The organism is Thioalkalivibrio sp. ALJ16 (genome assembly GCF_000377345.1).
Taxonomy (GTDB): Bacteria; Pseudomonadota; Gammaproteobacteria; order Ectothiorhodospirales; family Ectothiorhodospiraceae; genus Thioalkalivibrio.
This window is the reverse complement of sequence record NZ_KB898045.1, coordinates 57,091-81,623: the sequence shown is the minus strand read 5'-3', so window position 1 is coordinate 81,623 and position 24,533 is coordinate 57,091. Positions and strand designations below refer to the sequence as shown.

The following is a 24,533-nucleotide window of genomic DNA, read 5'->3' as shown; positions in this document are numbered from 1 at the left end:
AAGCAGCGGATGCGCGTAGTCGTGATCGGGGCCGGAGTCATCGGCGTGACCACTGCCTGGTACCTGCAGGAGGCCGGGGCCGAGGTCGTACTAGTGGACGCCGGCCCCGCCCCCGCCACCGGCTCCAGCCAGGCCAACGGCGGCATGCTGCATGCCAGCCACGCCGAACCCTGGAACACCCCCGGCGTCGGGCTGGATCTGCTGCGCTTTCTCGGCCGCACCGAATCGCCGCTGCTGCTGCGCCCGCGCGCCCTGCCGGGGCTGGCCGGCTGGGGCCTGCGCTTCCTGTGGCACAGCCGGCGTTCACTATTCGAGCAGCACACCCGCCTGAATGCCCGCCTGGCCGCGTTCTCGCTTCGGGAGATCGACCGCCTGCAGCGGGAACTGGCGAGCGAGGGGCTGAACTTCGACTTTCGCCGCTGCGGCATCCTGAAGCTGTTCCAGGACCCGGCCAGCCAGGCCCACAACCGCGCCGCCAGCGAGGCGATGCGTGATGAGGATGTCCGCTTCGAGGACTGGGACGTGGAGCGCATCATCGCGGAGGAGCCCGCCCTGGCGCCGGTGCGCGACCACCTGTGCGGCGGGCTGTTCTTCCCCGGGGATGCGATCGGCGACGCGGCACGCTTCACCGAGCAGCTGCTCGCGATCGGCCAGCGCCGGGGCATCCGCTACTACCCGAACGTCACCGTGCGGCGCCTGCGAACCCACCGCGGCCGCATCGACGCGGTAGAGACCTCCGAAGGGCCGATCGCGGCGGATGCCTGCGTGGTCGCCAACGGCTACCACGCGCCGGACCTGCTGCGCCCGCTGGGGTTGCATCTGCCCGTCGCCCCGGTAAAGGGCTACTCGCTGACCCTGCCGATGGACGCCGACTGCCGGCTGAACCTGCCGCTGATCGATGACGCCAACAAGGTGGTGATGACCCCGCTGGGAGAGCGCCTGCGCCTGGCCGGCACTGCCGAATTCGCCGGCCGCGACCGTCACTTGAACACCAAGCGCGCGGCCAATGTACTCGATCAGTGCCGGCGCACCCTGACCGCCCTGCCTGCAACCTTCGACCCGCAGACGATGGCGCCCTGGACCGGGCTGCGCCCGATGAGCGCTCGCGGCACGCCCATCCTCGGGCCGACCGCCATCAACGGGCTGCACCTGAACACCGGGGCCGGGCACCTGGGTTGGACCTTTGCCTGCGGGGCGGCGGCACTGGTGAGCGCAGGGATACTGGGCGAATCACCGGCACTACCGATGCGGGGGCTGGGTCTCTGATCCGGCCCGGGTCGGGCGCGGCGCGCTGTTCAACGCGCCATCGGGTGGCGACGGGCCACCGCGTTTACGAAGCCGGGAACACCATGCGGATGCGGGCGCCGTGCAGCTCCGGGGCTTGTTCGATAAACAGGGTGCCGCCGTGGTCCGTCACCAGGGTATGGATAATGCTGAGACCAAGCCCCTGCCCTCTGTCTCCTTCGCTGTCCTGCCCGCTGCGGGTATCCGCGCGCTGACCGCGCTCCAGTACCCGCGCGCGATCGGCCGGGGGGATGCCCGGGCCATCGTCGTCGATGATCAGCATCACCTCCCCCGGCTGGCAGCGGGTGGTAATCCGCACCCGGCTGGTCGCGTGGCGAATCGCGTTGTCCAGGGTGTTGCCCAGCAGCTCGAAGATGGCGCCGCTGTCCATGCGCAGGGCACAGTCCGGGGCCAGATCGGTCTCCAGCGCCACGCCCTCCTGCGCCGCCAGCCGGCCCAGGGCCTGGCCGGTTCGTTCGATGATCGGCGCCAGCGGCTCGCGGGCCTGAAACGGAGCCGGCCCCAGCCGCTGCGCCTGGTTCAGCTGGTGCTGGACGATCCCCTGCAGCCGGTCCACCTGGCGCTCCATGTCATCGCTGTCCGGGCGCGCGCTCTCCAAATTCAGGCGCAGCGCGGCAATCGGGGTTTTCAGGCTGTGGGCCAGATCCGCCAGGGCATTCTGCTGGCGCGCCAGCCGGGCGCGTTCGAATTCGACCAGGTCATTGATGCTCCCCGTCAGCGAGCGGACCTCGGTGGGATAATTCCCCTCCAGCCGCGCGTGATCGCCATGACGCAGGGCATCCAGGTCGCGGCGTACCTGGCGCAGGGGCCTAAGCCCCCAGAACCAGAGCGCCAGGGACAGCACCAGGATCATCGACACGGACATGGTCATCAGTCCCTGCCACAGACTGATGCGGTACTGTTCCACCTGCTCGTTGAAGGCCTCGCGGTCCTCCAGCATCTGGAAGGTGAGCCCGACCTGCGTGCCCTCCAGCTCCCACTGCACCGGCAGGGTGAAGCTGAAGTACTCGTCCTCCGACCAGCCGCGCAGCGACACCCCCACCGCCGAAGGCGACCGCCACAGGGTCTGCCCGTCGCCCCCCAGGATGCGCGCGTACAGGCCGCTGACCGGCAGCTGCAGCCGGCTTTCCGGCAGCATCTCGGGCACCCGCACGTCCGCCGGCCCGATCACCTCGGCCAGCCCCATCAGCAACAGGACCTGCGCCTCCAGACGGGTTTCCACGGCATCCGCGGCGTTGTCACGGAAGGCGGCCTCCAGCACCCAGGCCGTCAGCAACGAGAAGATCAGCACGGTGACCGCGGTGACTGCGGCCAGGCGCAGGATCAGGCTGCCCCGCAGCTTGCGCAGCCGGGAGCTCATGCCCGCCCCACCGCCAGCGGGCGGATCATCCGGATGTCGCCCCCCCGCCGTCCGGCGTGGCATCGGGCGTGCGCGCGAAGCGGTAGCCGCGGCCGCGCAGGGTCTCGATCAGCCCCAGACTGCCATCGGCGTCCAGCTTGCGCCGCAGGCGTCCGATCAGGACCTCGATCACATTGGACTCGCGGTCCTCGTCGTGTTCGTAGAGATAGTCGGCCAGCACTTCCTTGCTCAGCACGCGCCCCGGCTGTCGTACCAGCGTCAGCAGCAGGCGGTACTCGAAGGTGGTCAGGCTCACCGGCTCGCCATGCAGCCAGACATCGTCGCCTGCGGTGTCGATGACCAGCGGCCCGAACTGCAGGCGCTCCTGGCCCGACTGCAGGCTGCGCCGGGCCAGCGCGCGCAGACGGGCCACCAGTTCCTGGATATGGAACGGCTTGGCCAGATAGTCGTCGCCCCCGGCCTCCAGGCCCTCGACCTTGTCCTGCCAGCGGTCGCGCGCGGTCAGGATCAGGATCGGCAGGCGCGGCTTGGACTCGCGGGCCTTGCGGATTACGTCCAGCCCGTCCATGCCGGGCAGTCCGAGGTCCACCACTGCGATATCGCAGTGGTACTCGGTCAGCAGATACAGCCCGGTTTCGCCATCCGAGGCGGTGTCCACGCGACAGCCGCTGCGATCCAGTTCCTCGGCGATCTGGTTACGCAGGGCGACGTCGTCTTCGATCAATACCACCCGCAGGTTCATTCCGGCAGCTCCACCTCGGTTCCTTCCTCGATCCGGAGGGTACGCACCTGCTGGTCGTTCGTCAGGATGCGGATCACGAACAGGCGCGCACCGTACTGGCTCACGTCCTCGCGCGCATGGAGCACCCGTCCGGGATAATGGGCCTCGATCTGGGCGACGGCCTCGTCGAGATCCCAGACCGCGGCCTCCGGGTCATCCGTATTGAACTGGGCCTGGGCCGACAGTACGAACCCCAGCAGGACCGCCAGCACCAGCAGCGCACGCCGCGCCCGGGCGGGGGCCCGTCTGCCGCATCCGAACTGCAGATCCGGTGTCGGTCGCATATCGGTTCGTCTCCGGGGCGCGTGACTGGAAAAATCTTGAAGATGCAAGGGTATCGGCCTAGCCTGAACCATATCTGAAACCGAAGGAAACCGTCATGCACGACGCACCGGCCGAACAACCCGATGTCCCGCTGGAGGAAGAGGCTGGCCCGCTGCCCTGGAAGGATCTGATGCCGCATTTTGCCCGCGGCGTGGTGATCCGCGTGGCGCCGGAGCTGGACTTGATCGAGGTGGCACGCGCCTTCCGCGACGACGCCACCCACCAGGTCAGCGAATGGCTGGCGAACGACCAGGTGGCTCGGGCCTCGGATGACGATGCGCGCCGCTGGGCCGCGAACGACCCAATCTTCACCGCCATCGTGGCCGCGCCCTGGGTTCTTGCCCAGGAGCGGACCCGCGCCCACTAGCGATCGCGACGATGGCCACCTCCCTGGGTATCGACGACGCGACCATGGAGCGGCTGATACATGCCGCGCGCGAGTTCCACGCCAAGGAAGACGTGGTGTTCCCGGACACCGGGGCCGAGGGCAGTGACGATGACTGGGCGATGCAGATCCTGGCCGACCATGCCAGCGACCTGACCCTGCAGGAACTGGAGGGCACCCTGCGCGACCTGGGCCCCGAACAGCAGGCGGAACTGCAGGCGCTGAGTGGGATCGGTCGCGGCGACTACGCCGCCGGAGACTGGGACACGGCGCTAGAGGAAGCGCGCGAGGACTGGAGCCCGGACACCGTGCGCTGGCTGCTCACCAACCCGATCATCGCCGACGAATGGGCAGCCGGTCTGGAACAGCTGGAACGCGAGGGCAACACGGACTGAACCGTGCGGTCGCGGCCGGCTACTCCAGATCTTCTGGGTCGAAACGCACGGCGATACCGCCTTCCATCACGCGCACGACCTGAGCCTTGACCCGCGGCGCCTCGCCGCCATCTCCGAGCATCCCGAATACCTGCAGCATCAGCTCGTCGTCCGATGCGAGCTTCATCAAGTGCCCCACACAGGCATTGTCCGGATCGTCCCACTGCAGGAAGGCGCCACCGCCGGAGATATCGTTGGTGGTCAGGGTGATCTTTTCACCGTCCTCGATCTCGCACATGACCTCGACCGTCATCGGAATCCGTGGATGACGTCGTCGCTCCCCTGTCATGGCGCTCCTCCTGATCGCAGATGCCTTTTAGATGCATCGAAAAGGCCGGTTGTCTGTGCTATACGAAACCCATGATCGTTCCTTTATGCGATCAGGCGCAACTACCGGGCTCGAACCCGGTGGCGCAAAGACAACCCGGACTCTCGCACCGGGCCAGAGGATGAAGGCAGTACTCCACAGCTGTCGCTCGCAAAGCCACTTCCAACGGAGGAGTCCGTTTCAATGAAGAAATCGCATTTGTACCTGGTGGGGTTCGTAGCCTCGCTCGCGATGGCGGGCACAGCTACCCAGGCCATCGCCGACGACGAGATCACCCGGGGCCAGCTGATGGCCGCTTCCTGCAAGGCCTGCCACAACGCGGCCGGTGCCGATCAGGGCGTGACCGACCTGACCCGTCTTCCCGCTGAAGTCATCGCAAGCCAGATGAGGGCATTCCGCGACGGTGACCGTGACGCGACGATCATGGATCGTCACGCCAAGGGCTACACCGACGAGGAAATCGACGCGATGGCCGGCTACTTCAGCCGCTTCTGATCAGGGGGAACAACATCATGCATGACTTTTCGCGACGCAATTTCCTGAAGGTCGCCGGCATCACCAGTGCCGCCGCCTTCACCGGCATCGGCTGCGCAACCAACGGCATGCGCGGAGCCGACAAGGCCCATGTGGTCGTAGTCGGCGGCGGCTCCGGCGGGGCTACCGCGGCCAAATACATCAAGCAGTTCTCGCCCGGTATGCGCGTGACGCTGATCGAGCCGAACGCCACCTACTACACCTGCTACGGCAGTAACTGGGTGATCGGCGGCTTCGCCGGCATGGACGACATCGCGCAGGGTTACGACACCCTGCGCGACGAGTACGACATCGAGATCGTCCAGGACCGCGTCACCGCGGTGGATGCCTCCGCCCGCAGCGTGCGTCTGGAAGGCGGCGACAGCATCAGCTACGACAAGCTGGTGATGTCTCCGGGCATCGACTTCCGCTACGACGACATGCCCGGCATCTCGGAATCCGATGCCGACCGCATCCCGCACGCCTGGAAGGCCGGCTCGCAGACCGAGCTGCTGCGCTCGCAGCTGCGCGACATGCCCAACGGTGGCGTGTTCGTCATGGTCGCCCCGCCGAACCCGTTCCGCTGCCCGCCCGGGCCGTACGAGCGCGTATCGCTGGTGGCGCACTACTTCAAGCAGGAAAAGCCGCGCTCCAAGATCATCGTCCTCGACCCGAAGGACAACTTCTCCAAGCAGGGGCTGTTCGAGGAAGGCTGGGCCGAGCACTACGGCGACATGATCGAATGGCGTGCCGGCTCCGCAGGCGGCCGCGCCGAGGAGATCGACGTCGGCAACATGACCGTGCTGGCCGATAGCGGCTTCGAACGCGTCCGCGCCGACGTGCTGAACTTCATCCCGCCCCAGCGCGCCGGCCAGATCGCGCACGACGTCGGGCTGACCAACGACGAAGGCTGGGTCCCGGTGGATCAGCTCACCTTCAAGTCGGAGATGGACGACAACATCTACGTGCTCGGGGATGCCAGCGTAGCGGGGGCGATGCCCAAGTCCGGCCACTCGGCCAACAACCAGGGCAAGATCGTCGCCGCGGCGATCGTGCGGGAGCTGTCCGGGCATGACCCGATCAACCCCTCCTCGGCCAACACCTGCTACAGCCTGGTCACACCGGAATACGCCATCAGCGTGGCCGCGGTGTACCAGTACAAGGATGGTGCACAGGCGGGGGTCGAAGGTGCCGGCGGCGTCAGCCCGTCGGGTGCCAGCTCCAGCTTCCGCCGCCGCGAGGCGGGGTACACCCGCGCCTGGTACGACGGCATCACCCACGACATCTGGGGCTAGCACCCCGGCGTTCCATTAAGGAACACATTCGAACGGCGCCTCCGGGCGCCGTTTTTTTGTTCACCACAAAGCACACGAAGGCACGAAGAAGGTCAAGGTCAAGAGCGATTCACAGGAAGGTTGGAAGATCGGGAAGAAAAACAGATATTTCTATCAGGTGGCCGTGAGCCCCAGAGCTGACCGACGGGTAAACGCTTAACAGAACGATCTGGGCCCAAGGCCGATAGCCTTGCCTTTCTTCCTGCCTTCTAATCTTCCTGTCACGCGCTTTGCTCTCATGCGTGTCCCCGTGAGCTTCGGGGTGAAGACACCCGGGTCAGGCGTTGAGGTCGGGGATCAGCCGGCTGCGCAGGCGCTGAATGGAGTCTTTCAGCTGCAGCTTGCGCTTTTTCAGGCGCTGGATCGCAAACAGGTCCGGCGAGGACTGCTCGTGCATCACGCCAATCGCTGAATCCAGGGCCCGGTGCTCGGCCTCCAGCTCGGCCAGGCGTGCGCGAATCTGACTCTCGGTTTCCAAGTCGCCCCCTAACTACGTATGACCGTGAACGTATGGCCGTGATCTCGCGAGGCGACCCGCTTGGCCATCTGGATGCTCAAACCCGTATGATCGCAGACCGTCCCCTTCGGGACCATAGGAACCCGCGATCCGGAGCCCGGCCGATGCCCACCCAGACCACACCGCTGACCATCAAGACCCCGCGCGGGGTACACCTTGGCGGTGTTCTGGTCACGCCCGCATCGACCGATGCGATCCGCGGTCAGGCCTGCATCGCCCATTGTTTCGCCTGCTCCAAGGACTTCCCCGCTACGGTGCGGCTCGCGCGCGCACTGGCCGAGGAAGGCATCGCCACCCTGCGCTTCGACTTCATGGGGCTGGGCGACTCCGACGGCGAATTCCGCGACAGCACACTGGATACCTACTGCGAGGATCTGCATTCCGCACTCGAGGCTCTGGAGACCCATACCGGGAACCACACCAACCTGCTGATCGGGCACAGCTTTGGTGGCGCCATGGCCATCTACGTGGGGGCGCAACGCGAATCTCTCGACGGCATCGTGACCATCGCCGCCCCCAGTCGCCCGGGTCACGTGGCACACCTGTTCGGGGATACCACGGACACGATCCGGAACGAGGGCGCAGCCCGTATCAACATTGGCGGACGCCCGGTGGAGATCGGCCGCGCGTTCATCGAGTCGATCGAGGAACCCACGCTGGATACGGCACTGGAGACCCTGGAACGCCCCCTGCTGCTGCTGCACGCGCCGGGGGATACCGTGGTCAGCGTGGATCACGCCCGCAAGATCTTCCAGCAGGCCCGGCACCCGAAAAGCTTCGTGGCCCTGCATCAGACCGACCACCTGCTCTCGCGCCCGGAGCACACCCGTTACGTCGCCGGGCTGATCCGCGCCTGGTCGGCAAACCTGCTGGACTAGGCCCGGCGCGGCAGTAGCAACCACGGTGGGAGCCTGAGCGCAGGCGAAGCCCCGGCCAGCGCCCGATATGCGCAGGGATTTCGCCCGCAATCAGGGCCCGGCATGGACCCCGGCCTACCAGTAGTTCTCGGTGGTGATATGCCCGGGCTTGCGCCGCCGGTTCTTCTCCAGGCCACGCTCCTTCAGGATGGCGGTCGTGTCCTGCACCATCGCGGGGTTACCACACAGCATGACCTGCGAGTGCTCCGGCGTGATCTTCAGGCCCGCGTGGTGCTCCAGACGCCCCTCGGCAATCGCGGCCGGGACCCGGCCTTCCAGCCCCCCGGGAAATGGTTCCCGACTCACAAAAGGGATGTACTGGAACTGCTGCGGCGCGCGCTCCTGGAACTGCTGGATCGTGTCCTGGTAGGTCAGCTCCTCCGCCTGCCGGACCGCGTGGATCAGACGGATGTTCTCGAACCGCTCCCAGGGGGCCTCCGTCTTCAGCATGGAGAGAAACGGCCCCAGTGCCGTGCCGGTGGAAAGCAGCCAGAGATCGCGGCTATCCGGCAGCTCGTCCAGCGTGAAGAAGCCCGTGGCGCGCGGCATCACCTCCACCGTATCGCCGGGCTCCAGCGCGGCCAGGCGATTGGACAGCGGGCCGTTCGGCACCGTGATCAGGTAGAAATCCAGCGGCCGCTCGCCCGGCGCGTTCACGTAGGAATACGGCCGCCCCACCATCTCTCCGTCGACCTCCAGACGCAGGCGATTGAACTGCCCCGCCTTGAACGGCTCGACCGCGGCATCCACGCGCAGCGAGAACAGCCGGTCCGTCCACTGTTTGCGCTCCTGTACGACACCGGTTACCCAGCCCATATTATTCCTTACTCCATTACTCGGTTATTATGCGAAAGAGTGCTGGCGGGGCCGAAAGGTTTCAAGCACCCCCGGTCGGCACCGTATAATTCGTTCAAACTCGACCCCTGGAGCAGTCATGGCCCGAACCCCCTCGCAGATGATCGAACTCGGCACCGAGGCGCCGAACTTCTCCCTGCCGGACGTCGTCTCCGGCGACACCATCAGCCTGGACAGCTTTCCCGACGCGAAAGGCTACATGATCGCCTTCATCTGCAATCACTGCCCGTTCGTGCAGCTGATCCGCCACGAATTCGCGCGCTATGGCCGCGAATACTCGGGCAAGGGCATTGCGGTAATCGCGATCAACTCCAACGATATCCAGGCGGTACCGGACGACGCCCCGGACAAGATGCGCGACGACGCCCGCCGCTTTGGCTACAAGTTCCCCTACTGCCTGGACGAGGACCAGTCCGTGGCCAAGGCCTACCAAGCCGCCTGCACCCCGGATCTGTACCTGTTCGATGCCAACCGCAAGCTGTACTACCGCGGCCAGTTCGACGAGACCCGCCCCGGCTCCGACACCCCGGTCACCGGGCGCGACCTGCGCGCCGCCAGCGATGCCCTGCTCGCCGGCCAGCCGGCCCCCGAGCCGCAGCACCCGAGCCTCGGCTGCAACATCAAGTGGCGCCCGGGCAACGAACCGGACTACTACAGCTGACCCCGCCACGGCCGCGGACCCGCGGGGGCCGGCCGTATACTGCCCCGAAACCCCTTGGGATCGTCGCGCATGCCGCCCAGCAACATTGTTGAAGGCCCCCAGGTCGCCGACTGGCGCTGCCCGTCCTGTCAGGAGAAGGTCCCGCGTCTGCTGCCCAATGGCGAGCGCAACCGGATCGGCCTGTCACCGGAGCGCACGGCACTGCCCAACGAGACCATCCGCCTGGCCTGCGAGCGCGTGCAGGGGCTGCGCGCGCCGGAGATCTGCTACGCCTGCGATCAGGCCTACCAGGAGCTGCTGGGCACCCTGGTGCGCCCCCCGGCCGAGCTGGGCGATGCCCGCGGCGAACCCGGACTCAACGACACCGGCATCATCGGCGCCCTGCTGCCGATCGTCGACCAGGGCACGCAGATCCTGATCTTCAACGTCATCAGCGAAGAGCTGCGCTGTACCGAGATCGAACGCCTCACCAGCTTCAACCCCGACCGCCTGACCTACCCCGGCTCGCGCGGCGCAATCGCCCCGCGCATCTGGGCCCTGTACGAAGACCACCTGGCTCAGCTGCACGCCCGGGCGCCTGTCCCGTACCACCCCGAATAGCTCCGGCACCGCGCGGCACCCAGCGCCACCGCGATCTCCCGCAATCTCCCGGGAGCACGCCAATCGCGTGCCCCTCTCGATGTCATCCCGGAAACCGCGCAGCGGTTATCCGGGATCTCGGGCGTTGGTGCCGGGCAGGCGGTTGGGGCTTCCTGACGCCGTGGATCCCGGCTCTCCGCTGCGCTGCGGCCGGGATGACGATGGCAAGGCACGCACCGGCGCCGCGCGGGGACAGGGATGCGGGGCACTTCGGCCGGAATGACGCAGGATGCGCACAAACCGGAAGAACACAGCGCCTCAGGCGTCGTCTTCGGCGTCCACCCGCGCCAGCATGCGCATACCGCCGACCATACAGCGCAGTGCCTCCAGGGTCTGCAAGTCAAAGTCCGCCGCGGTCTCGCCGGGCAACTGCCAGTACTTCGGCCGGCAGGTCGCGGGGCGCTGCGCGGGCATGGCGCGTGCGGCGGCCGTATCGAGCGCCACCAGCAGATCGGCCCAGGCCAGATCAGCGTCCGCCACTGCGGCCATCGCACGCGCCGGGCGCACCTCGATCCAGTCCTCGAATTCGGCCGCCGCGGCCAGCTCCGCCACACGTGCGGCACGCCCGTCCGGACGTTCCGCCGCCACCAGCAGCCGCGCACGACGCTTATACATCTCCGCCTCCAAGGGAAACACTGATTAATGTACACGCTCGCGCTCGAGTCGCTTTTGCGTGCGAACAAGGCGCGGTGACTGCCGTGCAGTCATTCTGCACAAGGGAACCGCAACGCCGTTCCCACGCCCGTTTTCGACAACAACGGGAGGCCGAGCCCCTTCGGGGTTGGTACCCCAGGTTCCCCGATCCTGCGTTGCGGCCCTTGCCGGTAGAACCACTACCGGCTGCGCACCGCGCCTTGTCTCGGAAAACCTGGGGTGCCAACGCGAGTGTGTACATTAATCAGTGTTTCCCTGGTAGGTGCTTTTGAATGACACCGCCAACCGGCGGCAGGCTGTAACGCAATGGATCACAACGGAGAACGGACGGCATGGCCCACCTCGACTGGTCGCATTATCCGGTAAATGAACTCAAGCTCGTCTACAGCACGCTGCACGCGCAGCTGACGCTGGCGCCGGAGCTGATGGATTCCGAACTGATGGCCGACCTGCAAACACACCTGCAACAGGCCGCGAAGGCCGACGGCGTAGACGTCTCCACCCACTCCCAATGGGCCGCCTGGCTGAACGACCGCTGAGCCCCAAGGGCATCAGTGCGCACAAGTGCCCGACTGGCCGGAGGGCTGGCCCCCTACAACGGGGCCCGCCACGGAAAAGCACTGTCCACTACAACGCTCGCTGCATGTTCTCAAGGCGGCAGACCAAAGCGGGCAGGTGCTCATCTACCAGGTTCCAGATCGTGTCGCTGTCGATACCCAGATACGCGTGAATCAACCGGTTTCGGGTCGCGACAATCATGCGCCAGGGGATATCCGGGTGCGCCTCCCGCGCTTCGGAAGGAATATGCCCGGCCGCCTCACCGATCAGTTCGAGGTTTCGAAGCACCGCATCGTAGACCAGCTCGTTCTGTACGAACGCATCACGATCAAGGCCATCCGTATAAGCCATGGCCTTGCGTGCAAATCGAATCATGTCGTCAAGAAGAAGTGCCACTCGCGCACCGCCATTGAGTCAGACACGAATCGCCTCGCGCTCGACGTACGGACGCAGCTCGGCGCGCAGGGCCTTTTCGGAGATCAGATCCACCGGGTGTCCTAACAGGTCTTCAAGATAGAACTGAACGCCAAAATACTGCTGGGCTGAGGCCGGACCGTCGTAGCCGACAAGAATATCCACATCACTCTGCTCGCCGGCTTCGTCACGGGCCAGCGATCCGAACAACGCCAGCCCACGTACACCGAATTCACGCTCGAGATGGGCCCGATGCTCCCGTAGCGCCTGCAATACGGCAGAACGACTCAGCCTGCGAGATGGTTGATCCATTGCCTCGTCCTGTTGTTGCACAGCGGTCTTACCCATTCAAATATTCAGGCGTCGCCTTCGGTGGCCTTGCGGTGTTCGGCGGCGAAGTCGAGCATGCGCTGCGTGGCCACCAGGGCCTTCTGACGCGCAGCCTCGTCAACGAAGATCTCGTTTTTGGCTGGCTCGGCGTTGTCTTCCAGCGTCTCGGCCAGCGAGACCAGGTCGTTCATGGCCATCCACGGGCAGTGGGCGCAACTGGTGCAGGTCGCGCTGTGGCCGCCGGTGGGGGCCTCGATCAGGGTCTTGCCCGGGGCCGCCTGCTGCATCTTGTAGAAGATGCCCTTGTCCGTGGCGACGATAAATTCCTGTTCCGGGCGATTCTTGACCGCCGCGATCAGCTGGCTGGTGGAGCCGACCACATCGGCCTGATGGATGACCTCGCGCGGGGACTCCGGATGCACCAGCACCGCCGCACCAGGGTGGCGGCCGCGCAGGTCCTCCAGCGCCCAGGCGCGGAACTCGTCGTGCACCACGCAGGAGCCATCCCACAGCACCATGTCGGCACCGGTGGTGCGGCGGATGTAGTCGCCCAGGTGCTTGTCCGGGGCCCACAGGACCTTCTTGCCCTGATCGCGCAAGTGCTCGACCAGCGGCACGGCAATGCTGGAGGTGACGACGTAGTCGGCCTGCGCCTTCACGTCCACCGAGGTATTGGAGTACACCACCACCGTGTGGTCCGGATACTGGGCGCGGAACTTTGCGAACTCGTCGGCCGGGCAGCCGAGATCCAGCGAGCACTCGGCCTCCAGCGTCGGCATCAGCACGCGCTTCTCCGGGCTAAGGATCTTGGCCGTCTCGCCCATGAAGCGCACTCCGGCCACCACCAGCGTCTCGGCCGGGTGCTCCTTGCCGAAGCGCGCCATCTCCAGCGAGTCGGCCACGCAGCCGCCGGTCTCGTCCGCCAGGCGCTGCAGCGACTCGTCCACGTAGTAGTGCGCCACCAGCACCGCGTTGCGCTCGATCAGCAGGCGCTTGATGCGACGCACCATTTCGTCGCGCTGGGCATCGGTCAACGCATGCAGCGAGGCCGTCACGCGGGCCGTGGTCGGCACGTGAAAGATCGGCTTGTCGGCTACCGGTGCATTCATGGATTCCTCGCTCTCCGAGGCCATCGGAGGAGAATTACGGGTTGCTTATGGTACGACAGCCCTGCGCGCGGTGTCGTTCCTGCAGATTGTGGGGGCGCGGGACCCCAATCCGGTCATCTCCCTATAATGCCCACCCGATGGATGAACTTGCCCGCCAATACAAGGCGCTCTCCTTTGAAGCGCGCATGGACCTGGCCCTGTCCGCGGACCTCGAGGCGCACTGGCGCCCGCTGCTGGTGCGTGATCAGCACGCCCAGGTAAAGGCCTACTTCTCGCGCCGCATGGACCTGACGCCCGAGGAAGTCGCCCTGCTGCTGGCCGACCCCAACCAGACCGTGCGTCTGAACTGCGCCAAGCGCCCCGACCTGACACCGGACCAGGTCGAGGCCTGCGTGAACGATCGCGATCCAAACCTGCGCTATTTCGTCGCCCGCAACCCGCTCTTGACGCAGGCCCAGCGGGAACGTCTGATGGATGACGAGGACGAACTGGTGCGCATTGCGGTGCGCAAGGGCCCGAAGAAACGCGGGACCCGCGCCCGCCCCGGACAAGCCGAGATGATCCGTTGACCGATACCCGCCCCGAAAAACCGAAACGCCCAAAGCCTTCCCGGCGCCGCCGCGCCCTGAGCTGGGGCATCCAGATCGGGCTCGCACTGGTGATCTTTCTCGCCGTGCGCGCCTGGATGGCCCGCGACATGGTCGAGGGCCCGGCGCCCGAATTCGACGCCTACCTCCTGGATGGCACACCAGTCACCCTTGCCGACTATGCCGACCGGCCCATGCTGCTGCACTTCTGGTCCACCTGGTGCCCCATCTGCCGCCTGGAGGAAGGCGAGATCGTGCGCCTGTCGCAAGGCCACCCGGTCCTGACGATAGCCATGCAGTCCGGCACACCGGAGGAGGTGCTGGAGCACCTGAACGAACGCGAGCGCGAGCTGGCCGTCGTCAACGATCCCCAAGGCACCCTGGCCGCGCAGTACAACGTCCGCGGTGTGCCGGCCACGTTCATCATCAACCCCGACGGCGAGATCGTCTTCCGCAAGCAAGGCTACGCCCCGCCTCTGGAGCTGCGCCTGCGCCTCTGGCTCGCCCGCTGGCTGTAACAGCCTCCAGCAAACGGTGCAGTTCGCTGCGCTCAGTGCATCCTGCGCGCCGCAATCCAACCGTAGGATGCGGTTGAACGGAGCGACACGCATTACCCCCCAATGTGCGCCCCGGCTGGTACCGAGCAGCTCCCATAAGCGTCCATCAACGATGGTCCGTTCGCTTGCTATGGCTCACGCCGAATCGTACATTATCCCGTACATGTACAGATCCGGACCCAAGGGGTACTCCATGGACGCCATTAGCTACACCGCAGCGCGGAACAATCTGGCCAAGACGATGGAACAGGTCTGCGAAGACCATTCCACGATTATCATCACCCGCAACAAAGCCCCCTCCGTGGTCATGATGTCACTGGAAGACTTTGAGGCGCTACAGGAAACGGCCTACCTGCTTCGGGCACCAGAGAATGCTCGGCGCCTGCTTGCCTCGGTCGCCGAACTGGAGCAAGGGGGAGGCAAGGAACGGAGGCTAGGGGAACACTGATTAGTGTACACACTCGCGTTGGCACCCCAGGTTTTCCGAGCCAAGGCGCGGTGCGCAGCCGGTAGTGGTTCTACCGGCAAGGGCCGCAACGCAGGATCGGGGAACCTGGGGTGCCAACCCCGAAGGGGCTCGGCCGCTTTTGCGCGCGCACGGCGTTGCGGCTCCCTTGTGCAGGATGCTGCACGGCAGTCACCGCGCCTTGTTCGCACGCAAAAACGACTCGAGCGCGAGCGTGTACACTAATCAGTGTTCCCCTAGAGGAGTGAGGCTACTCTTTGCCGAACTTGCCTGGGAGGACTATCTCTACTGGCAACGACACGACAAGAAAACCCTTCGCCGCGTGAACGAGCTCATCAAGGCCATCCAGCGCGACCCGTTTACGGGCATCGGGAAGCCCGAACCCCTCAAGCACAACCTTGCCGGCTACTGGTCCCGCCGGATCGATAGCGAACACCGCATCGTCTACAAGGTGGACGACGGGACCCTGCTGATCGCCCAGATCCGCTACCACTACTGACCGGAAACATCGGACGCGCCACCGTTCGCGACCAAGCGAACGGTGCAGTTCGCTCCGCTCAGTGCTCCCTACGCCCAGGAAGCCCCTCGTAGGATGCTGTTGAGCGCAGCGAAACGCATCAAAATGATCGTGGCCGGCAACCCAGCTTCTTGACCACCAACGCACTTTAGTTACACTTCAAAGCGTAACCAGCGGAGGCCGTCATGGAAGCCACCACCAAGGACATGCGCCTACACAGCCGCGAACTGCTCGCCGCCGTGGACCGGGGCGAGGAGATCGAAATCACGTATCGAGGTCGCCTGCGCGCCAAATTGGTCCCATACCGAAGCACCTCGGCCCCGCAAACGCGCGCCGACCATAATCCTCTGTTCGGGCTTTGGCGGGACCAGCAAGGCTCGGTTGACGATCACGTCCGACGAATCCGGCAACCCAGGAACTTCAAGTAATGCTAGTGGACACGGATGTCCTGATCTGGAATCTGCGCGGAAATCAGCGAGCCAGCGAATGGCTCGACAGCTCGCCGGGATTCACAGTGTCCGCAGTAACCTACATGGAACTCGTCCAGGGGCTGCGCGACCAGTCCGAATTCCGCGCGCTGCGCCAGGCCGTCCAGTACTGGGATGCCCGCATCCAACCGGTAAGCGAAGCCATCTCGAACCGCGCAACCTTCCTTGTTGAGACCTACGCCCTCAGCCACAACATGCAGATGGCCGATGCGCTGATTGCGGCGACCGCCACACAGCTGGGCCTGCCACTCGTCACGGCCAACGATCGGCACTATCGGCACATCGAGGGCCTGGAGATCCACCTGTTCCGACCCGAATAGCGGCCCCCTTCACCCCGACCGTAGGATGCCGTTGAGTGAAGCGAAACGCATCGCTCCTACGAAAACTCGGTAAGGGTGCCCGGCCTGTGATTGTTCACCACAGAGGACACGGAGGGCACGGAGAAACCCTTCGACATTGCATTTCCCCGAAGATGGGGAGAGCGAAAGCAGGTGATGTTCGAGGGGGACAGTCGCCACCTCCTGATCCTGATCCGTTTCGTGTGGCTAGACGTGCCCCCCTTTGAAACCCGCCCTGCGATCTTCTCCGTGCCCTCCGTGCCCTCTGTGGTTCATCCCGACCCTGCAGGCCGCCGGGAAGCCGTGCCTCAATCGTCCAGCTCGCGCAGGACGCGGAATCCCAGGTTGGTATCCATCTCGTCGATATTGCGGCGACGCCGGGCAGCGCTGCGGGTGTTCACCGCCGGATCGAACCAGGAACCGCCCTTGGCGACCACCCACTCGTTGTCCGGATCGCGACGGTAGACGCCATCGCGCGGCAGGCTCGCATGGCTGTCATGCCATGGCGTGGAGGTGAACTCCTGCACATTGCCGTGCATGTCGTACAGCCCCCACAGGTTGGGCTGGAAACTGCCTACATCCAGCGGCCGCGACAGCGGGAAACACGCCGGGATGTACCACTTGCGCCGCTGGCGCCGCTCCTCGTACGGGAACAACGAATTGAAGTGCACGTCGCGACACCCCACCACTTCTCCGAAGGCAAACGGCGTGCGAGTACCGGCCCGGCAGGCATATTCCCACTCCGCCTCGGTCGGCAGGCGATAGCGCTTGCCCGTCTCCTCGCTCAGCCAGTCCAGGTACTGCTGGATGCTGTCCGGCTTGATATTGAAGATCGGCATGCGCGGCGTGCTGGGCCAGACCAGCCATTCCCAGGGCTCCCAGCCCGTCGCGGCCTGGAACGCCTCCCACTCCTCGCGCGTAATCGCATACCGCCCCAGCGCGAAGGACCGCTCCAGCGCCACGAAGCGCCGCGGCCCCTCGTGTGGCTGATGCCCGTATTCCGAGGCATCCGAACCCATCTCGAACTCCCCGGCCGGGATCACCCGCAGCTCCGGCGTCAGCGCGCCGGAACGCGCCTCGTCACGAAAACCGACGTCCAGCCTTGCGGCACGCGCCGCCTGCTGCTGCAAATCCAGCAGATCCGCCTGATCCATCCGCTGCACATCCGTCACCATGGGACTGCACACCTCCAGTTCCTGACCGTTGCCGGCGCTCGCCGCCTTCCGACTCCCGTCGTCGCACGCCGCCCGTATTAACAAGCCTGTAGGCAAGCGTTAGCGCCCGAGGTTCGCCACAGCCCGTTGTGGCTTGCGCAGGCCGCGAGGCCATTTTACGCTCCGATCCTTGTTTGGGCTCAGGGAGGAGTCAAACATGGAGCACATGGAGCGCTCGCGCGGCTTCACCCTGGTGGAGCTGATGGTCACCCTGCTGGTGGCCTCCATCCTGCTGGGGATCGGCGTGCCAGCTTTCGGCAGTCTCGTCGAGCAGACCCGCCTGACCACATCCACCAACCAGTTCCTGACCACCCTGCACATGGCTCGCAGCGAGGCCATTCGGCGCGGCCATCTGGTCACACTCTGTACCTCCAACGACGGCAACACCTGCACCAGCGGCGCGGACTGGGACGCCGGCTGGATCCTCTACGCCAATCCGGCGCGGACCGAACAACCGCCCGATCCCGCGAGCATCCTGCGCGCAGGCAACGCCTGGACCGACTCCAATGTGGCGGTGGCCGGCAACCAGCCGGTCAGCCAGCACATCTCCTACAACGCCCTCGGCCAGTCCGAGCGCCTGTCGGGTGCGCTGCTCATGGGCACGGTCACGGTTTGCACCGGCAACGGCGAGGGCCGCGCGATCATCATCAGCAGTACCGGTCGCCCCCGCGTCGACACCGCCGACTGCGCCTAGACCATCGGGCCCGGCCGATCCCGGCGCAGCGCCACGGCACCCCAGCGGATGCGACGGCTGCAACCGCTCGTCCGCGCGATTCGACCACTAACCCAATCGGACCTTGCAGTACAACCGCCGCGCGTTTATCTCTGAAATCACGAAACCCCAGAACGGCTGACGCTCAATGACCCGACTCCGCGGATTCACGCTCGTCGAACTGATGGTCACCATTGCGGTGTTCGCAGTGCTGGCGTCGATCGCCGTGCCCAGCTTTCGGTTCATCATCGAAAACAACCGTGTCACTGCCGCAGCCAACGAGCTGACCACCGCCTTTAACTATGCGCGAAGCGAAGCCGTCAGGAGAGGCTTGCCGGTATCCGTATGTCCGCTGGGTGACGGATGGGCAGACGGCTGGCAAGTCGTTCGCAGCGAAGGCTGCGGCGGAGACCAGCTTCGCGAGTGGACCGAGCTCCCGGCGCGGGTAACCATCGCCGCTTCGGGGGAAGATGACTTCCTAGCATTCGATGCCCTCGGCGGACGGATGGACACGGATGACGACGACGCCGAATTCACCTTCGTCATTCAACCCGAGGACTGTGCCGGAGGCGAGCGCGCGCGCGAAATATACGTCGGCCCCGGTGGCCGAGCATCCGTGCAGCGCATCGCCTGCTAGCAGCGCCCCGCACAACCGAGATTCAACCAGGGCCTTCTTGATGGACCGAGCACATAACAAACCGATACCCCCCCGCCACTCTACCGGTGTCACCTTGATTGAGGTACTGGTGGCCCTGCTCGTGCTATCCATCGGGCTCATCGGCGTAGCCGCCCTGCAGGCCAACGCGCTACAGGCCAACCATGGCTCCCAGATGCGATCGCAGGCGACCAACCTTGCCTACGACATTGCAGACCGGATGCGAGCAAACCGCCAAGAAGCCCTTAATAATGCATACGTCGGCCAATTTGACGCACTGGAATGCCCCGACGCCACCGAAGACATTCCGGAAACGACCGGCAATGTAACGGCAGACGATATTACCGAATGGCGTATTGCCCTTGCGTGCGGATTGCCAAACGGCCGCGCCCAAGTCAGCCGTAGCGGAGATGAATTCGTCATCCGTATCCGCTGGGACAACGGCCGCCTCGCCGAAGACGAGAGTCAAGAAGTCGAAGAATTCGTCACCAGGACCGAAATATGAGCACCCGCCGAACCCCGACAATTTCTCTTTCCCCTGTGGTCCGCGGTCTGACGTTGGTGGAGCTGATGGTCGCCATGCTCATCGGGCTGCTCCTGATCGGGGGCACGATCAGCATATTTATCAGTACCCAGCAGACCTATCGCACGCAGGAAGCGATGTCGCGCGTTCAAGAGTCCGGTCGCTTTGCGATCGAGCGTATCGCGCGTGATGCCCGCGAAGCCGGACATGTTGGCTGCCCCGGGGGGAACATCAACAACATTTTGAACGTGAACGACGCAGGCTATGATGCCTCTATTCACGATGACGTTCAGGCATTCGCCGCGGCGCCCAGCACGCTGCCTAACCGATATGTTAGAGGGGATTTCCTGACGATCAATCGCATGACTTCGTCTGGGCGAGACCTTGTTGCGGCTGGAAACGGCGCTGGAAACGTCCCACCCATCGTGCTTGATGGCTCCGAGGCTGGCATTCCAATGGGCACGATCGTCTTGGTTGTTGACCAAACCGGCAGCAGTTGTGAGCGATTTCAGCACAACGCCAATGAGAATGCTGCCAACCTGAACCGGTCCCAAAGTCCAGGCGGGCCGGGCAATCTGCCTCCACAGTCCGCAAATTACACGGAATTTTCAGGCCCCATTGACTTGCTGAGCCTGTCCACCACATCGTATTTCATAGGCGAAAGCACCGCTGATCCAGACCGAACGAGCCTCTTTCGAATGAACTTGTCAACAGGTGCACCACCCCGGGAAATTGCCGAAGGCGTCCACGATATGCGGATCGATTACGGCCTGGATGACAACGGAGACCGGCGGGTGGATCGATACGTAGCCGCAGATGACATGACGACCAATGACTGGCCAAACGCTGCGGCCGTCCGTGTTCATCTGCTGGTACACAACGGGGCCGAAGACAACGTGGTCGAACAGCCTCGAACAAATCTCTATTTTGGTAGCAGCTTGTTCGACGCGCCGGACCGGCGCCTCTACCAGACTTTCACCACCACCATCGCCGCGCGCAATCGACTCGAGTGACGCGAGGGATCAATCCTATGGCTTTTAATCATATTGGCAATCGTTCAGCAGGCTCCGACCGGCAAGGAGGCTCCGCTCTCATTGTTGCACTCATCCTGCTTTTGGTGATCACTCTTTTGGCCGTTGCAGGCATGCAGAACACCGTCCTGCAAGAGCGCATGGCTGGCAATATGCATGACCGCAACATCGCCTTTCAACAAGCAGAGCGGGGCCTCCGAGATGCACAGAGGGGACTACCCGGCAACACAAGTCCGATGGTGGACTTTCCCTCATGGGTTGCCTCGGAGTGGGACGAAGAATTATCCGCTTCCCCGCAGAGTTTCGCTTACTACGTGGAGCGCCTCGAGATCACTGGCGCCGAGTGCCCGCCAGGGCAAGTCTGTCCTGAAGACTTCGGCGCGGTGGTTACGGGGAATGCGTATAGGATCACCTCCAAAGGTGTCGGTGGCAGCCCAGAAGCGATCGTCATCCTGCAGGCCGTAATCCGATCAAACTAGTGCCACGGGCGTGATCCCGTCAAACAGAGAACAAAGCCATGGCTTCATATCGAACCAACACCCCACCGGCCCGTCCGCTTCGGCTCGCCCGCAGCCGCATCACCATTGCGGTTGCTGCAGCCACCATGGCGTTTTCGGGGACAGCACATGGCATTAACCTGGCCAATACGCCCCTGTTCCTGCAGGACTCCGCATTGCCACCGAACATCCTGTTCATTCCGGATACGTCCGAAAGCATGCAGGAAAGTCCCGACGGGCGTCTGGCCATGGATCAGGACAATCCGCTCTGCCAGCCGGGCCCAGATCTCGAACCGGATATCGACTACAACCGCGCCCCGGAAGATGACGTTTGCCCCGCAGGTGCCAGGCACCCCAACAGTAAGGGCAGTATCGTTAAGCGCGTGGGCCTCAACCTCGTCAATCAGTACGAAGGCCAGGTGAATCTGGGCCTGATGTCCTATCAACAGATGCCCGCCAGTAACAACCGCAACGCCTTTAACGCGGGCGGAACCGTGCGCTGGCGATTGGTGGAGCGTGCGATTGACACCCGCTTCAGCACTGACCCGGAACCGGACTGGTACGACCCGGACTTCGAAGGGGCTTGGGATTCCAGCACCAAGCGCTTTCGCGCACCTCACCCGACGCGTGACAACATCTGGATATTTTTCAACGATGGCGTCCCAGGATATTTCTGGGACACGGGTGATGGTTCTTTCGGGACCCCAACATCGGACCAAACTGAGTATCGGTGGTACACAGGTAACACGTCTCAAAACAACCCGCCCGATGGATTCCAGAACAATCGCTACGCAGACCTCCGTACATTCGGCGGCACACAAACATTCTTGGACCCAGACAGTGGGCTGTATTTCGCCAGTCCCACAGGGACAATTAACACTTTTCTGGTCGACAGCCAGCGGCAGCGAAATATCACTAGCTGGGGACAGCGTGCGGTGTTTTTTCAATATAACCAGCTAGAGTGGCGAAACACGCAATCACCCGGACTCGGATATCTGCACGTTCCCGTTGGCGGCCTGAACGAAGACGGAAGCATCGACAGCGACCATTGGGAGGCCATTCGCACCAAGCTGCAACCGCAGCGCCATGACTGGGATGGCACGGGCAACCCGATGTCCGACCCATCGTGGCCACTAATTGCATCAGGCCTGACGCCGCTCGAAGGCACCATGCAAACGGCTCGGGATTACTTCCTGCAGTTCGTGCACCCGGATGAAAGCGGAGACATGACGGGTACTCCCGGTAGCGCGCTGGGGAACAACCAAGGATCCGACAACGCGGCACAGATGCCGAGAAGCTGCGGTGTAAACGCGGCCATTTGGGTTACGGATGGTTTGCCTTCTGTGTCCGCCGATGGAATTGGCTTGGGCGCGGACCTGCCGCAGGCCCTCGAAGATGCCCAGCAGGCTGTTGCCAACTTCCATAACGACACGGGAGTGAGCACATACATTGTGGGGTTTGCCCTGCCTCCTGGCGTGTCTGGCATCCCGGGAATGCCTGAAAATCCACTGAACTTGCTGGCCGAGGCCGGCGGCACAGGCACGGCGTTCGATGCAACCGACGAGGAAGGCCTTGATCTCGCGATGAGCCAGATCTTCGAGGCCATCATCGCCGAGGCTACCGGCAGCGCATCCTCTGTGGCGGCCGCGTCAACCACCTACCAACCTGACGGGACCAACCTGGTGTATCAGGCCTCGTTCAACTCGGCCGATTGGTCGGGAGACCTTCGAGCCTTTGATTTCTTGCTGGACCAAGGTGTCTTCTCTGAACAGTGGGTCGCGTCCGAAGCTCTGCCTCAACCACAGAATCGCAACATTTTTTCCTATGACGGTAACGAGGGGATTTCCTTCGATTGGAACAACCTGAGTGCCACACAGCAACAAATCCTTTCCGACGCTCCGGTACTCTCTGGCGGGTCGAATCTGACCGGTCCCGACCTACTGGCATACCTGCGAGGCGATCCAAGCCACGAACTCCAAAACGGAGGCGAGTGGCGTAATCGCTCGAATCCCCTGGGCAACTTCATCAACTCGAGCCCGGCTGTCCAGACCCCTAATCTGAATTTCGGGTACTCACAGATGGACGGCTACACGCAGTTCCGGTCCGATAACCAGACTATCCCCGAGGTTGTCTACGTGGGAGGCAACGCCGGGATGCTCCACGCGTTTGACGGACAGACGGGAGAAGAACTTTTTGCCTTCGTACCCAACGCGGTGTTTGACAAGCTTCCGGATCTGGCCGATCCCAACTACAGCCACCAGTTCTTCGTGGACGGCCAGCAGACCATCGCTCACGCGCAGATCGACGGCTCGTGGCGCACGGTACTGGTCGGCACACTCGGCGCCGGGGGGCGCGGTATCTACGCACTGGACGTCACCGACCCCACCAGTTTCTCTGCCGACAACATCCTCTGGGAGTTGTCAGGCGACGACATTAGCGCACTGGGACATACGTTCGGGGCGCCAACGGTCGCCCAAACGGCCAACGGGCAGTGGTCAGCCCTCTTCGCCAATGGTTATGGGAGCGACGCCGACGAGGCGATCCTGATAGTTGCCAACCTGGCATCGGGCAGCGTTTTCGAGCTGGGAACTGGTGCCACTGGTGGCAATGGCCTATCCGAGGCGACCTTTCGGGCCAACGCGGAAGGCGTGATCCAGGACGGCTTCGCCGGTGATCTGCAGGGCAACCTTTGGAAGTTCGATATCAGCAACACGAACACGACCAACCAGTGGGGTGCCAACCTGCACTTTCAGGCAACGGCTCCAAATGGCGAGACGCAACCGATCACCGCCCGGCCGACGGTAGGCACCCACCCTGGTGGCGGGTCGATTGTGCTGTTCGGAACCGGCAAATACCTAGAAAACGCCGACAACCAGGTACCGAGCCCCGCACCGGTCCAGAGCTTCTACGGTATCCGCGACTATGACAGCATCTCGACCCCGGTGAGCCGCAACAACCTGTACCGCAATGAATTCATCGGTGAGGGTGTAATCGAAGGCTTCAATGTGCGCGCGACTTCCTCCGGTGAGGGCTTCGATTCCAGTGTGCATGAAGGGTGGTATATCGACCTGGATTATCCGAGCCCAGAAGGTGAACGTGTCGTTGAACGCGCCCAGATCGTTGGCGGGCGCGTTGAGTTCGTCACACTCACCCCTTCGGACGATCCGTGCGCAGGTGGCGGATCATCTTCGCTCGTTGCGCTGGATGCCGCGACTGGCGGCCGACCCAACGACCCGGTTTTTGACCTGAACAATGACGGCGACTTCGGTGTGGGCGACATGATTAACATTGATGGCGAAGACATTCCCGTCAGCGCCGTGGACCCCGGAATCGGGATCATGGCCACCCCAACCGTTGTGCAGAGCCCCGACGGAACCATCACTCGGATTCTTGGCGGCACTGACGCGGACGGCCCGGAAGAGCTCGCCGGCCCCGGGACTGGAACCATCCGCCCGCGTTCGTGGATTCAGCTTCGCTGATCTAGGGTTGCATAAATCAAGCCCGAGACCGACTCAGGCACGGACGGCCGG

At 64.1% G+C, this 24,533-nt stretch carries 31 protein-coding genes and 1 pseudogene; 21 read left to right on the top strand and 11 right to left on the bottom strand.

Translation table 11 applies throughout. From position 1 onward, the window contains the following. The first annotated feature begins 9 nt into the window (after window positions 1-9). Entirely contained in the window at window positions 10-1,266 is a 1,257-nt protein-coding gene (locus D000_RS0109185; RefSeq protein ID WP_018873239.1) for an FAD-dependent oxidoreductase, read from the top strand. A 64-nt stretch (window positions 1,267-1,330) separates the two neighbouring features. On the opposite strand, the gene D000_RS0109180 is transcribed toward D000_RS0109185, so the two are convergent. The 3 genes from D000_RS0109180 to D000_RS0109170 are packed head-to-tail and all read right to left on the bottom strand — an operon-like array spanning window position 1,331 to window position 3,730. Further along, window positions 1,331-2,665, bottom strand: a complete 1,335-nt coding sequence (locus D000_RS0109180) for an ATP-binding protein (RefSeq protein WP_018873238.1) — start codon at window positions 2,663-2,665, stop codon at window positions 1,331-1,333. 25 nt (window positions 2,666-2,690) lie between these two features. Then, window positions 2,691-3,407, bottom strand: coding sequence for a response regulator transcription factor (locus D000_RS0109175; protein ID WP_018873237.1), 717 nt, complete (start codon window positions 3,405-3,407; stop codon window positions 2,691-2,693). Further along, complete coding sequence (locus D000_RS0109170) at window positions 3,404-3,730, bottom strand: PepSY domain-containing protein (RefSeq protein ID WP_018873236.1); 327 nt, start codon at window positions 3,728-3,730, stop codon at window positions 3,404-3,406. Before D000_RS0109170 ends, D000_RS0109175 begins: the two co-directional genes overlap by 4 nt. A gap of 95 nt (window positions 3,731-3,825) precedes the next feature. Here D000_RS0109170 and D000_RS0109165 point away from each other — a divergent pair, with 95 nt between their 5' ends. Next, the gene (locus D000_RS0109165) at window positions 3,826-4,137 is read left to right on the top strand and encodes a DUF2288 family protein (RefSeq protein WP_018873235.1); all 312 of its coding nucleotides are present in this window, start codon (window positions 3,826-3,828) and stop codon (window positions 4,135-4,137) included. An 11-nt stretch (window positions 4,138-4,148) separates the two neighbouring features. Further along, the gene (locus D000_RS0109160) at window positions 4,149-4,550 is read left to right on the top strand and encodes a DUF3775 domain-containing protein (protein WP_018873234.1); all 402 of its coding nucleotides are present in this window, start codon (window positions 4,149-4,151) and stop codon (window positions 4,548-4,550) included. Window positions 4,551-4,569: 19 nt separating this feature from the next. Here D000_RS0109160 and D000_RS0109155 read toward each other — a convergent pair whose 3' ends face one another. Beyond that, window positions 4,570-4,878 (bottom strand): PilZ domain-containing protein, encoded by a 309-nt coding sequence (locus D000_RS0109155; protein ID WP_081616658.1) that lies wholly within the window; start codon window positions 4,876-4,878, stop codon window positions 4,570-4,572. 222 nt (window positions 4,879-5,100) lie between these two features. Between D000_RS0109155 and D000_RS0109150 the strand changes: the two genes are divergently transcribed. Further along, window positions 5,101-5,412, top strand: coding sequence for a c-type cytochrome (locus D000_RS0109150; RefSeq protein WP_018873232.1), 312 nt, complete (start codon window positions 5,101-5,103; stop codon window positions 5,410-5,412). Window positions 5,413-5,429: 17 nt separating this feature from the next. Beyond that, entirely contained in the window at window positions 5,430-6,725 is a 1,296-nt protein-coding gene (locus tag D000_RS0109145) for an FCSD flavin-binding domain-containing protein (protein WP_018873231.1), read from the top strand. Window positions 6,726-7,041: 316 nt separating this feature from the next. Here the strand turns inward: D000_RS0109145 and D000_RS0109140 are convergent, their stop codons facing one another. Next, entirely contained in the window at window positions 7,042-7,242 is a 201-nt protein-coding gene (locus D000_RS0109140) for a YdcH family protein (RefSeq protein ID WP_018873230.1), read from the bottom strand. 143 nt (window positions 7,243-7,385) lie between these two features. On the opposite strand from D000_RS0109140, the gene D000_RS0109135 reads away from it, so the two are divergent. Beyond that, window positions 7,386-8,159, top strand: coding sequence for a S9 family peptidase (locus D000_RS0109135; RefSeq protein WP_018873229.1), 774 nt, complete (start codon window positions 7,386-7,388; stop codon window positions 8,157-8,159). 114 nt (window positions 8,160-8,273) lie between these two features. Here D000_RS0109135 and D000_RS0109130 read toward each other — a convergent pair whose 3' ends face one another. Continuing rightward, on the bottom strand, window positions 8,274-9,014 hold the full coding sequence (locus tag D000_RS0109130) for a ferredoxin--NADP reductase (protein WP_018873228.1): 741 nt from the start codon (window positions 9,012-9,014) through the stop codon (window positions 8,274-8,276). Between the two features lie 118 nt (window positions 9,015-9,132). Between D000_RS0109130 and D000_RS0109125 the strand changes: the two genes are divergently transcribed. Beyond that, a complete protein-coding gene (locus tag D000_RS0109125) occupies window positions 9,133-9,714 on the top strand; it encodes a thioredoxin family protein (RefSeq protein ID WP_018873227.1) in 582 nt (193 codons plus the stop codon). A gap of 69 nt (window positions 9,715-9,783) precedes the next feature. Next, complete coding sequence (locus D000_RS0109120; RefSeq protein WP_018873226.1) at window positions 9,784-10,314, top strand: hypothetical protein; 531 nt, start codon at window positions 9,784-9,786, stop codon at window positions 10,312-10,314. 297 nt (window positions 10,315-10,611) lie between these two features. On the opposite strand, the gene D000_RS0109115 is transcribed toward D000_RS0109120, so the two are convergent. Beyond that, window positions 10,612-10,968 (bottom strand): hypothetical protein, encoded by a 357-nt coding sequence (locus tag D000_RS0109115; protein WP_018873225.1) that lies wholly within the window; start codon window positions 10,966-10,968, stop codon window positions 10,612-10,614. Between the two features lie 371 nt (window positions 10,969-11,339). On the opposite strand from D000_RS0109115, the gene D000_RS0109110 reads away from it, so the two are divergent. Then, on the top strand, window positions 11,340-11,546 hold the full coding sequence (locus D000_RS0109110) for a hypothetical protein (RefSeq protein WP_018649187.1): 207 nt from the start codon (window positions 11,340-11,342) through the stop codon (window positions 11,544-11,546). Window positions 11,547-11,634: 88 nt separating this feature from the next. Here D000_RS0109110 and D000_RS0109105 read toward each other — a convergent pair. From D000_RS0109105 to nadA, 3 genes and pseudogenes are all read right to left on the bottom strand, one after another. Further along, a pseudogene (locus D000_RS0109105) lies at window positions 11,635-11,975 on the bottom strand (DUF86 domain-containing protein). A 4-nt stretch (window positions 11,976-11,979) separates the two neighbouring features. Then, window positions 11,980-12,291: a nucleotidyltransferase family protein gene (locus D000_RS0109100; protein WP_026279885.1), complete on the bottom strand. Its 312-nt coding sequence runs from the start codon at window positions 12,289-12,291 to the stop codon at window positions 11,980-11,982. A gap of 44 nt (window positions 12,292-12,335) precedes the next feature. After that, on the bottom strand, window positions 12,336-13,418 hold the full coding sequence (gene nadA, locus D000_RS0109095) for a quinolinate synthase NadA (RefSeq protein ID WP_026279884.1): 1,083 nt from the start codon (window positions 13,416-13,418) through the stop codon (window positions 12,336-12,338). A 137-nt stretch (window positions 13,419-13,555) separates the two neighbouring features. Between nadA and D000_RS0109090 the strand changes: the two genes are divergently transcribed. The 6 genes from D000_RS0109090 to D000_RS0109065 all read left to right on the top strand — a co-directional run bounded on the left by D000_RS0109090 (window position 13,556) and on the right by D000_RS0109065 (window position 16,353). After that, window positions 13,556-13,987, top strand: a complete 432-nt coding sequence (locus D000_RS0109090; protein ID WP_018873221.1) for a hypothetical protein — start codon at window positions 13,556-13,558, stop codon at window positions 13,985-13,987. After that, window positions 13,984-14,523 carry a protein disulfide oxidoreductase gene (locus D000_RS0109085; RefSeq protein ID WP_018873220.1) on the top strand — a complete coding sequence of 180 codons (540 nt, stop codon included), beginning with the start codon at window positions 13,984-13,986 and terminating at the stop codon, window positions 14,521-14,523. Before D000_RS0109090 ends, D000_RS0109085 begins: the two co-directional genes overlap by 4 nt. Window positions 14,524-14,755: 232 nt before the next feature. Further along, window positions 14,756-15,010 carry a type II toxin-antitoxin system Phd/YefM family antitoxin gene (locus tag D000_RS0109080; RefSeq protein ID WP_026279883.1) on the top strand — a complete coding sequence of 85 codons (255 nt, stop codon included), beginning with the start codon at window positions 14,756-14,758 and terminating at the stop codon, window positions 15,008-15,010. Between the two features lie 262 nt (window positions 15,011-15,272). Then, entirely contained in the window at window positions 15,273-15,527 is a 255-nt protein-coding gene (locus D000_RS0109075; RefSeq protein WP_018873218.1) for a Txe/YoeB family addiction module toxin, read from the top strand. 203 nt (window positions 15,528-15,730) lie between these two features. Continuing rightward, a complete protein-coding gene (locus tag D000_RS0109070; protein ID WP_018873217.1) occupies window positions 15,731-15,973 on the top strand; it encodes a type II toxin-antitoxin system Phd/YefM family antitoxin in 243 nt (80 codons plus the stop codon). Next, window positions 15,973-16,353, top strand: a complete 381-nt coding sequence (locus D000_RS0109065; RefSeq protein ID WP_018873216.1) for a type II toxin-antitoxin system VapC family toxin — start codon at window positions 15,973-15,975, stop codon at window positions 16,351-16,353. Before D000_RS0109070 ends, D000_RS0109065 begins: the two co-directional genes overlap by 1 nt. Before the next feature lie 326 nt (window positions 16,354-16,679). Here D000_RS0109065 and D000_RS0109060 read toward each other — a convergent pair whose 3' ends face one another. Continuing rightward, complete coding sequence (locus D000_RS0109060; RefSeq protein WP_018873215.1) at window positions 16,680-17,546, bottom strand: SUMF1/EgtB/PvdO family nonheme iron enzyme; 867 nt, start codon at window positions 17,544-17,546, stop codon at window positions 16,680-16,682. A gap of 205 nt (window positions 17,547-17,751) precedes the next feature. Between D000_RS0109060 and D000_RS0109055 the strand changes: the two genes are divergently transcribed. The 6 genes from D000_RS0109055 (at window position 17,752) to D000_RS0109030 (ending at window position 24,482) form a co-directional block, all read left to right on the top strand. Continuing rightward, a complete protein-coding gene (locus D000_RS0109055; RefSeq protein ID WP_026279882.1) occupies window positions 17,752-18,279 on the top strand; it encodes a GspH/FimT family pseudopilin in 528 nt (175 codons plus the stop codon). A gap of 166 nt (window positions 18,280-18,445) precedes the next feature. After that, window positions 18,446-18,934: a GspH/FimT family pseudopilin gene (locus D000_RS0109050; protein ID WP_018873213.1), complete on the top strand. Its 489-nt coding sequence runs from the start codon at window positions 18,446-18,448 to the stop codon at window positions 18,932-18,934. Between the two features lie 40 nt (window positions 18,935-18,974). Continuing rightward, the gene (gene pilV, locus D000_RS0109045) at window positions 18,975-19,457 is read left to right on the top strand and encodes a type IV pilus modification protein PilV (protein WP_038047707.1); all 483 of its coding nucleotides are present in this window, start codon (window positions 18,975-18,977) and stop codon (window positions 19,455-19,457) included. Further along, complete coding sequence (locus tag D000_RS0109040; protein ID WP_018873211.1) at window positions 19,454-20,488, top strand: PilW family protein; 1,035 nt, start codon at window positions 19,454-19,456, stop codon at window positions 20,486-20,488. The genes pilV and D000_RS0109040 overlap by 4 nt, the downstream gene beginning before the upstream one ends. 17 nt (window positions 20,489-20,505) lie before the next feature. Further along, complete coding sequence (locus tag D000_RS0109035) at window positions 20,506-20,985, top strand: PilX N-terminal domain-containing pilus assembly protein (protein ID WP_051074956.1); 480 nt, start codon at window positions 20,506-20,508, stop codon at window positions 20,983-20,985. A gap of 38 nt (window positions 20,986-21,023) precedes the next feature. Beyond that, entirely contained in the window at window positions 21,024-24,482 is a 3,459-nt protein-coding gene (locus D000_RS0109030; protein ID WP_026279878.1) for a pilus assembly protein, read from the top strand. The last annotated feature ends 51 nt before the right edge of the window (window positions 24,483-24,533 follow it).

Coding starts and splice junctions, on each gene's coding strand:
- D000_RS0109185 (WP_018873239.1), top strand. CDS start 10: ATGCGCGTAGTCGTGATCGGGGCCGGAGTCATCGGCGTGACCACTGCC.
- D000_RS0109180 (WP_018873238.1), bottom strand. CDS start 2,665: ATGAGCTCCCGGCTGCGCAAGCTGCGGGGCAGCCTGATCCTGCGCCTG.
- D000_RS0109175 (WP_018873237.1), bottom strand. CDS start 3,407: ATGAACCTGCGGGTGGTATTGATCGAAGACGACGTCGCCCTGCGTAAC.
- D000_RS0109170 (WP_018873236.1), bottom strand. CDS start 3,730: ATGCGACCGACACCGGATCTGCAGTTCGGATGCGGCAGACGGGCCCCC.
- D000_RS0109165 (WP_018873235.1), top strand. CDS start 3,826: ATGCACGACGCACCGGCCGAACAACCCGATGTCCCGCTGGAGGAAGAG.
- D000_RS0109160 (WP_018873234.1), top strand. CDS start 4,149: ATGGCCACCTCCCTGGGTATCGACGACGCGACCATGGAGCGGCTGATA.
- D000_RS0109155 (WP_081616658.1), bottom strand. CDS start 4,878: ATGACAGGGGAGCGACGACGTCATCCACGGATTCCGATGACGGTCGAG.
- D000_RS0109150 (WP_018873232.1), top strand. CDS start 5,101: ATGAAGAAATCGCATTTGTACCTGGTGGGGTTCGTAGCCTCGCTCGCG.
- D000_RS0109145 (WP_018873231.1), top strand. CDS start 5,430: ATGCATGACTTTTCGCGACGCAATTTCCTGAAGGTCGCCGGCATCACC.
- D000_RS0109135 (WP_018873229.1), top strand. CDS start 7,386: ATGCCCACCCAGACCACACCGCTGACCATCAAGACCCCGCGCGGGGTA.
- D000_RS0109130 (WP_018873228.1), bottom strand. CDS start 9,014: ATGGGCTGGGTAACCGGTGTCGTACAGGAGCGCAAACAGTGGACGGAC.
- D000_RS0109125 (WP_018873227.1), top strand. CDS start 9,133: ATGGCCCGAACCCCCTCGCAGATGATCGAACTCGGCACCGAGGCGCCG.
- D000_RS0109120 (WP_018873226.1), top strand. CDS start 9,784: ATGCCGCCCAGCAACATTGTTGAAGGCCCCCAGGTCGCCGACTGGCGC.
- D000_RS0109115 (WP_018873225.1), bottom strand. CDS start 10,968: ATGTATAAGCGTCGTGCGCGGCTGCTGGTGGCGGCGGAACGTCCGGAC.
- D000_RS0109110 (WP_018649187.1), top strand. CDS start 11,340: ATGGCCCACCTCGACTGGTCGCATTATCCGGTAAATGAACTCAAGCTC.
- D000_RS0109100 (WP_026279885.1), bottom strand. CDS start 12,291: ATGGATCAACCATCTCGCAGGCTGAGTCGTTCTGCCGTATTGCAGGCG.
- nadA (WP_026279884.1), bottom strand. CDS start 13,418: ATGAATGCACCGGTAGCCGACAAGCCGATCTTTCACGTGCCGACCACG.
- D000_RS0109090 (WP_018873221.1), top strand. CDS start 13,556: ATGGATGAACTTGCCCGCCAATACAAGGCGCTCTCCTTTGAAGCGCGC.
- D000_RS0109080 (WP_026279883.1), top strand. CDS start 14,756: ATGGACGCCATTAGCTACACCGCAGCGCGGAACAATCTGGCCAAGACG.
- D000_RS0109070 (WP_018873217.1), top strand. CDS start 15,731: ATGGAAGCCACCACCAAGGACATGCGCCTACACAGCCGCGAACTGCTC.
- D000_RS0109065 (WP_018873216.1), top strand. CDS start 15,973: ATGCTAGTGGACACGGATGTCCTGATCTGGAATCTGCGCGGAAATCAG.
- D000_RS0109060 (WP_018873215.1), bottom strand. CDS start 17,546: ATGGTGACGGATGTGCAGCGGATGGATCAGGCGGATCTGCTGGATTTG.
- D000_RS0109055 (WP_026279882.1), top strand. CDS start 17,752: ATGGAGCGCTCGCGCGGCTTCACCCTGGTGGAGCTGATGGTCACCCTG.
- D000_RS0109050 (WP_018873213.1), top strand. CDS start 18,446: ATGACCCGACTCCGCGGATTCACGCTCGTCGAACTGATGGTCACCATT.
- pilV (WP_038047707.1), top strand. CDS start 18,975: ATGGACCGAGCACATAACAAACCGATACCCCCCCGCCACTCTACCGGT.
- D000_RS0109040 (WP_018873211.1), top strand. CDS start 19,454: ATGAGCACCCGCCGAACCCCGACAATTTCTCTTTCCCCTGTGGTCCGC.
- D000_RS0109035 (WP_051074956.1), top strand. CDS start 20,506: ATGGCTTTTAATCATATTGGCAATCGTTCAGCAGGCTCCGACCGGCAA.
- D000_RS0109030 (WP_026279878.1), top strand. CDS start 21,024: ATGGCTTCATATCGAACCAACACCCCACCGGCCCGTCCGCTTCGGCTC.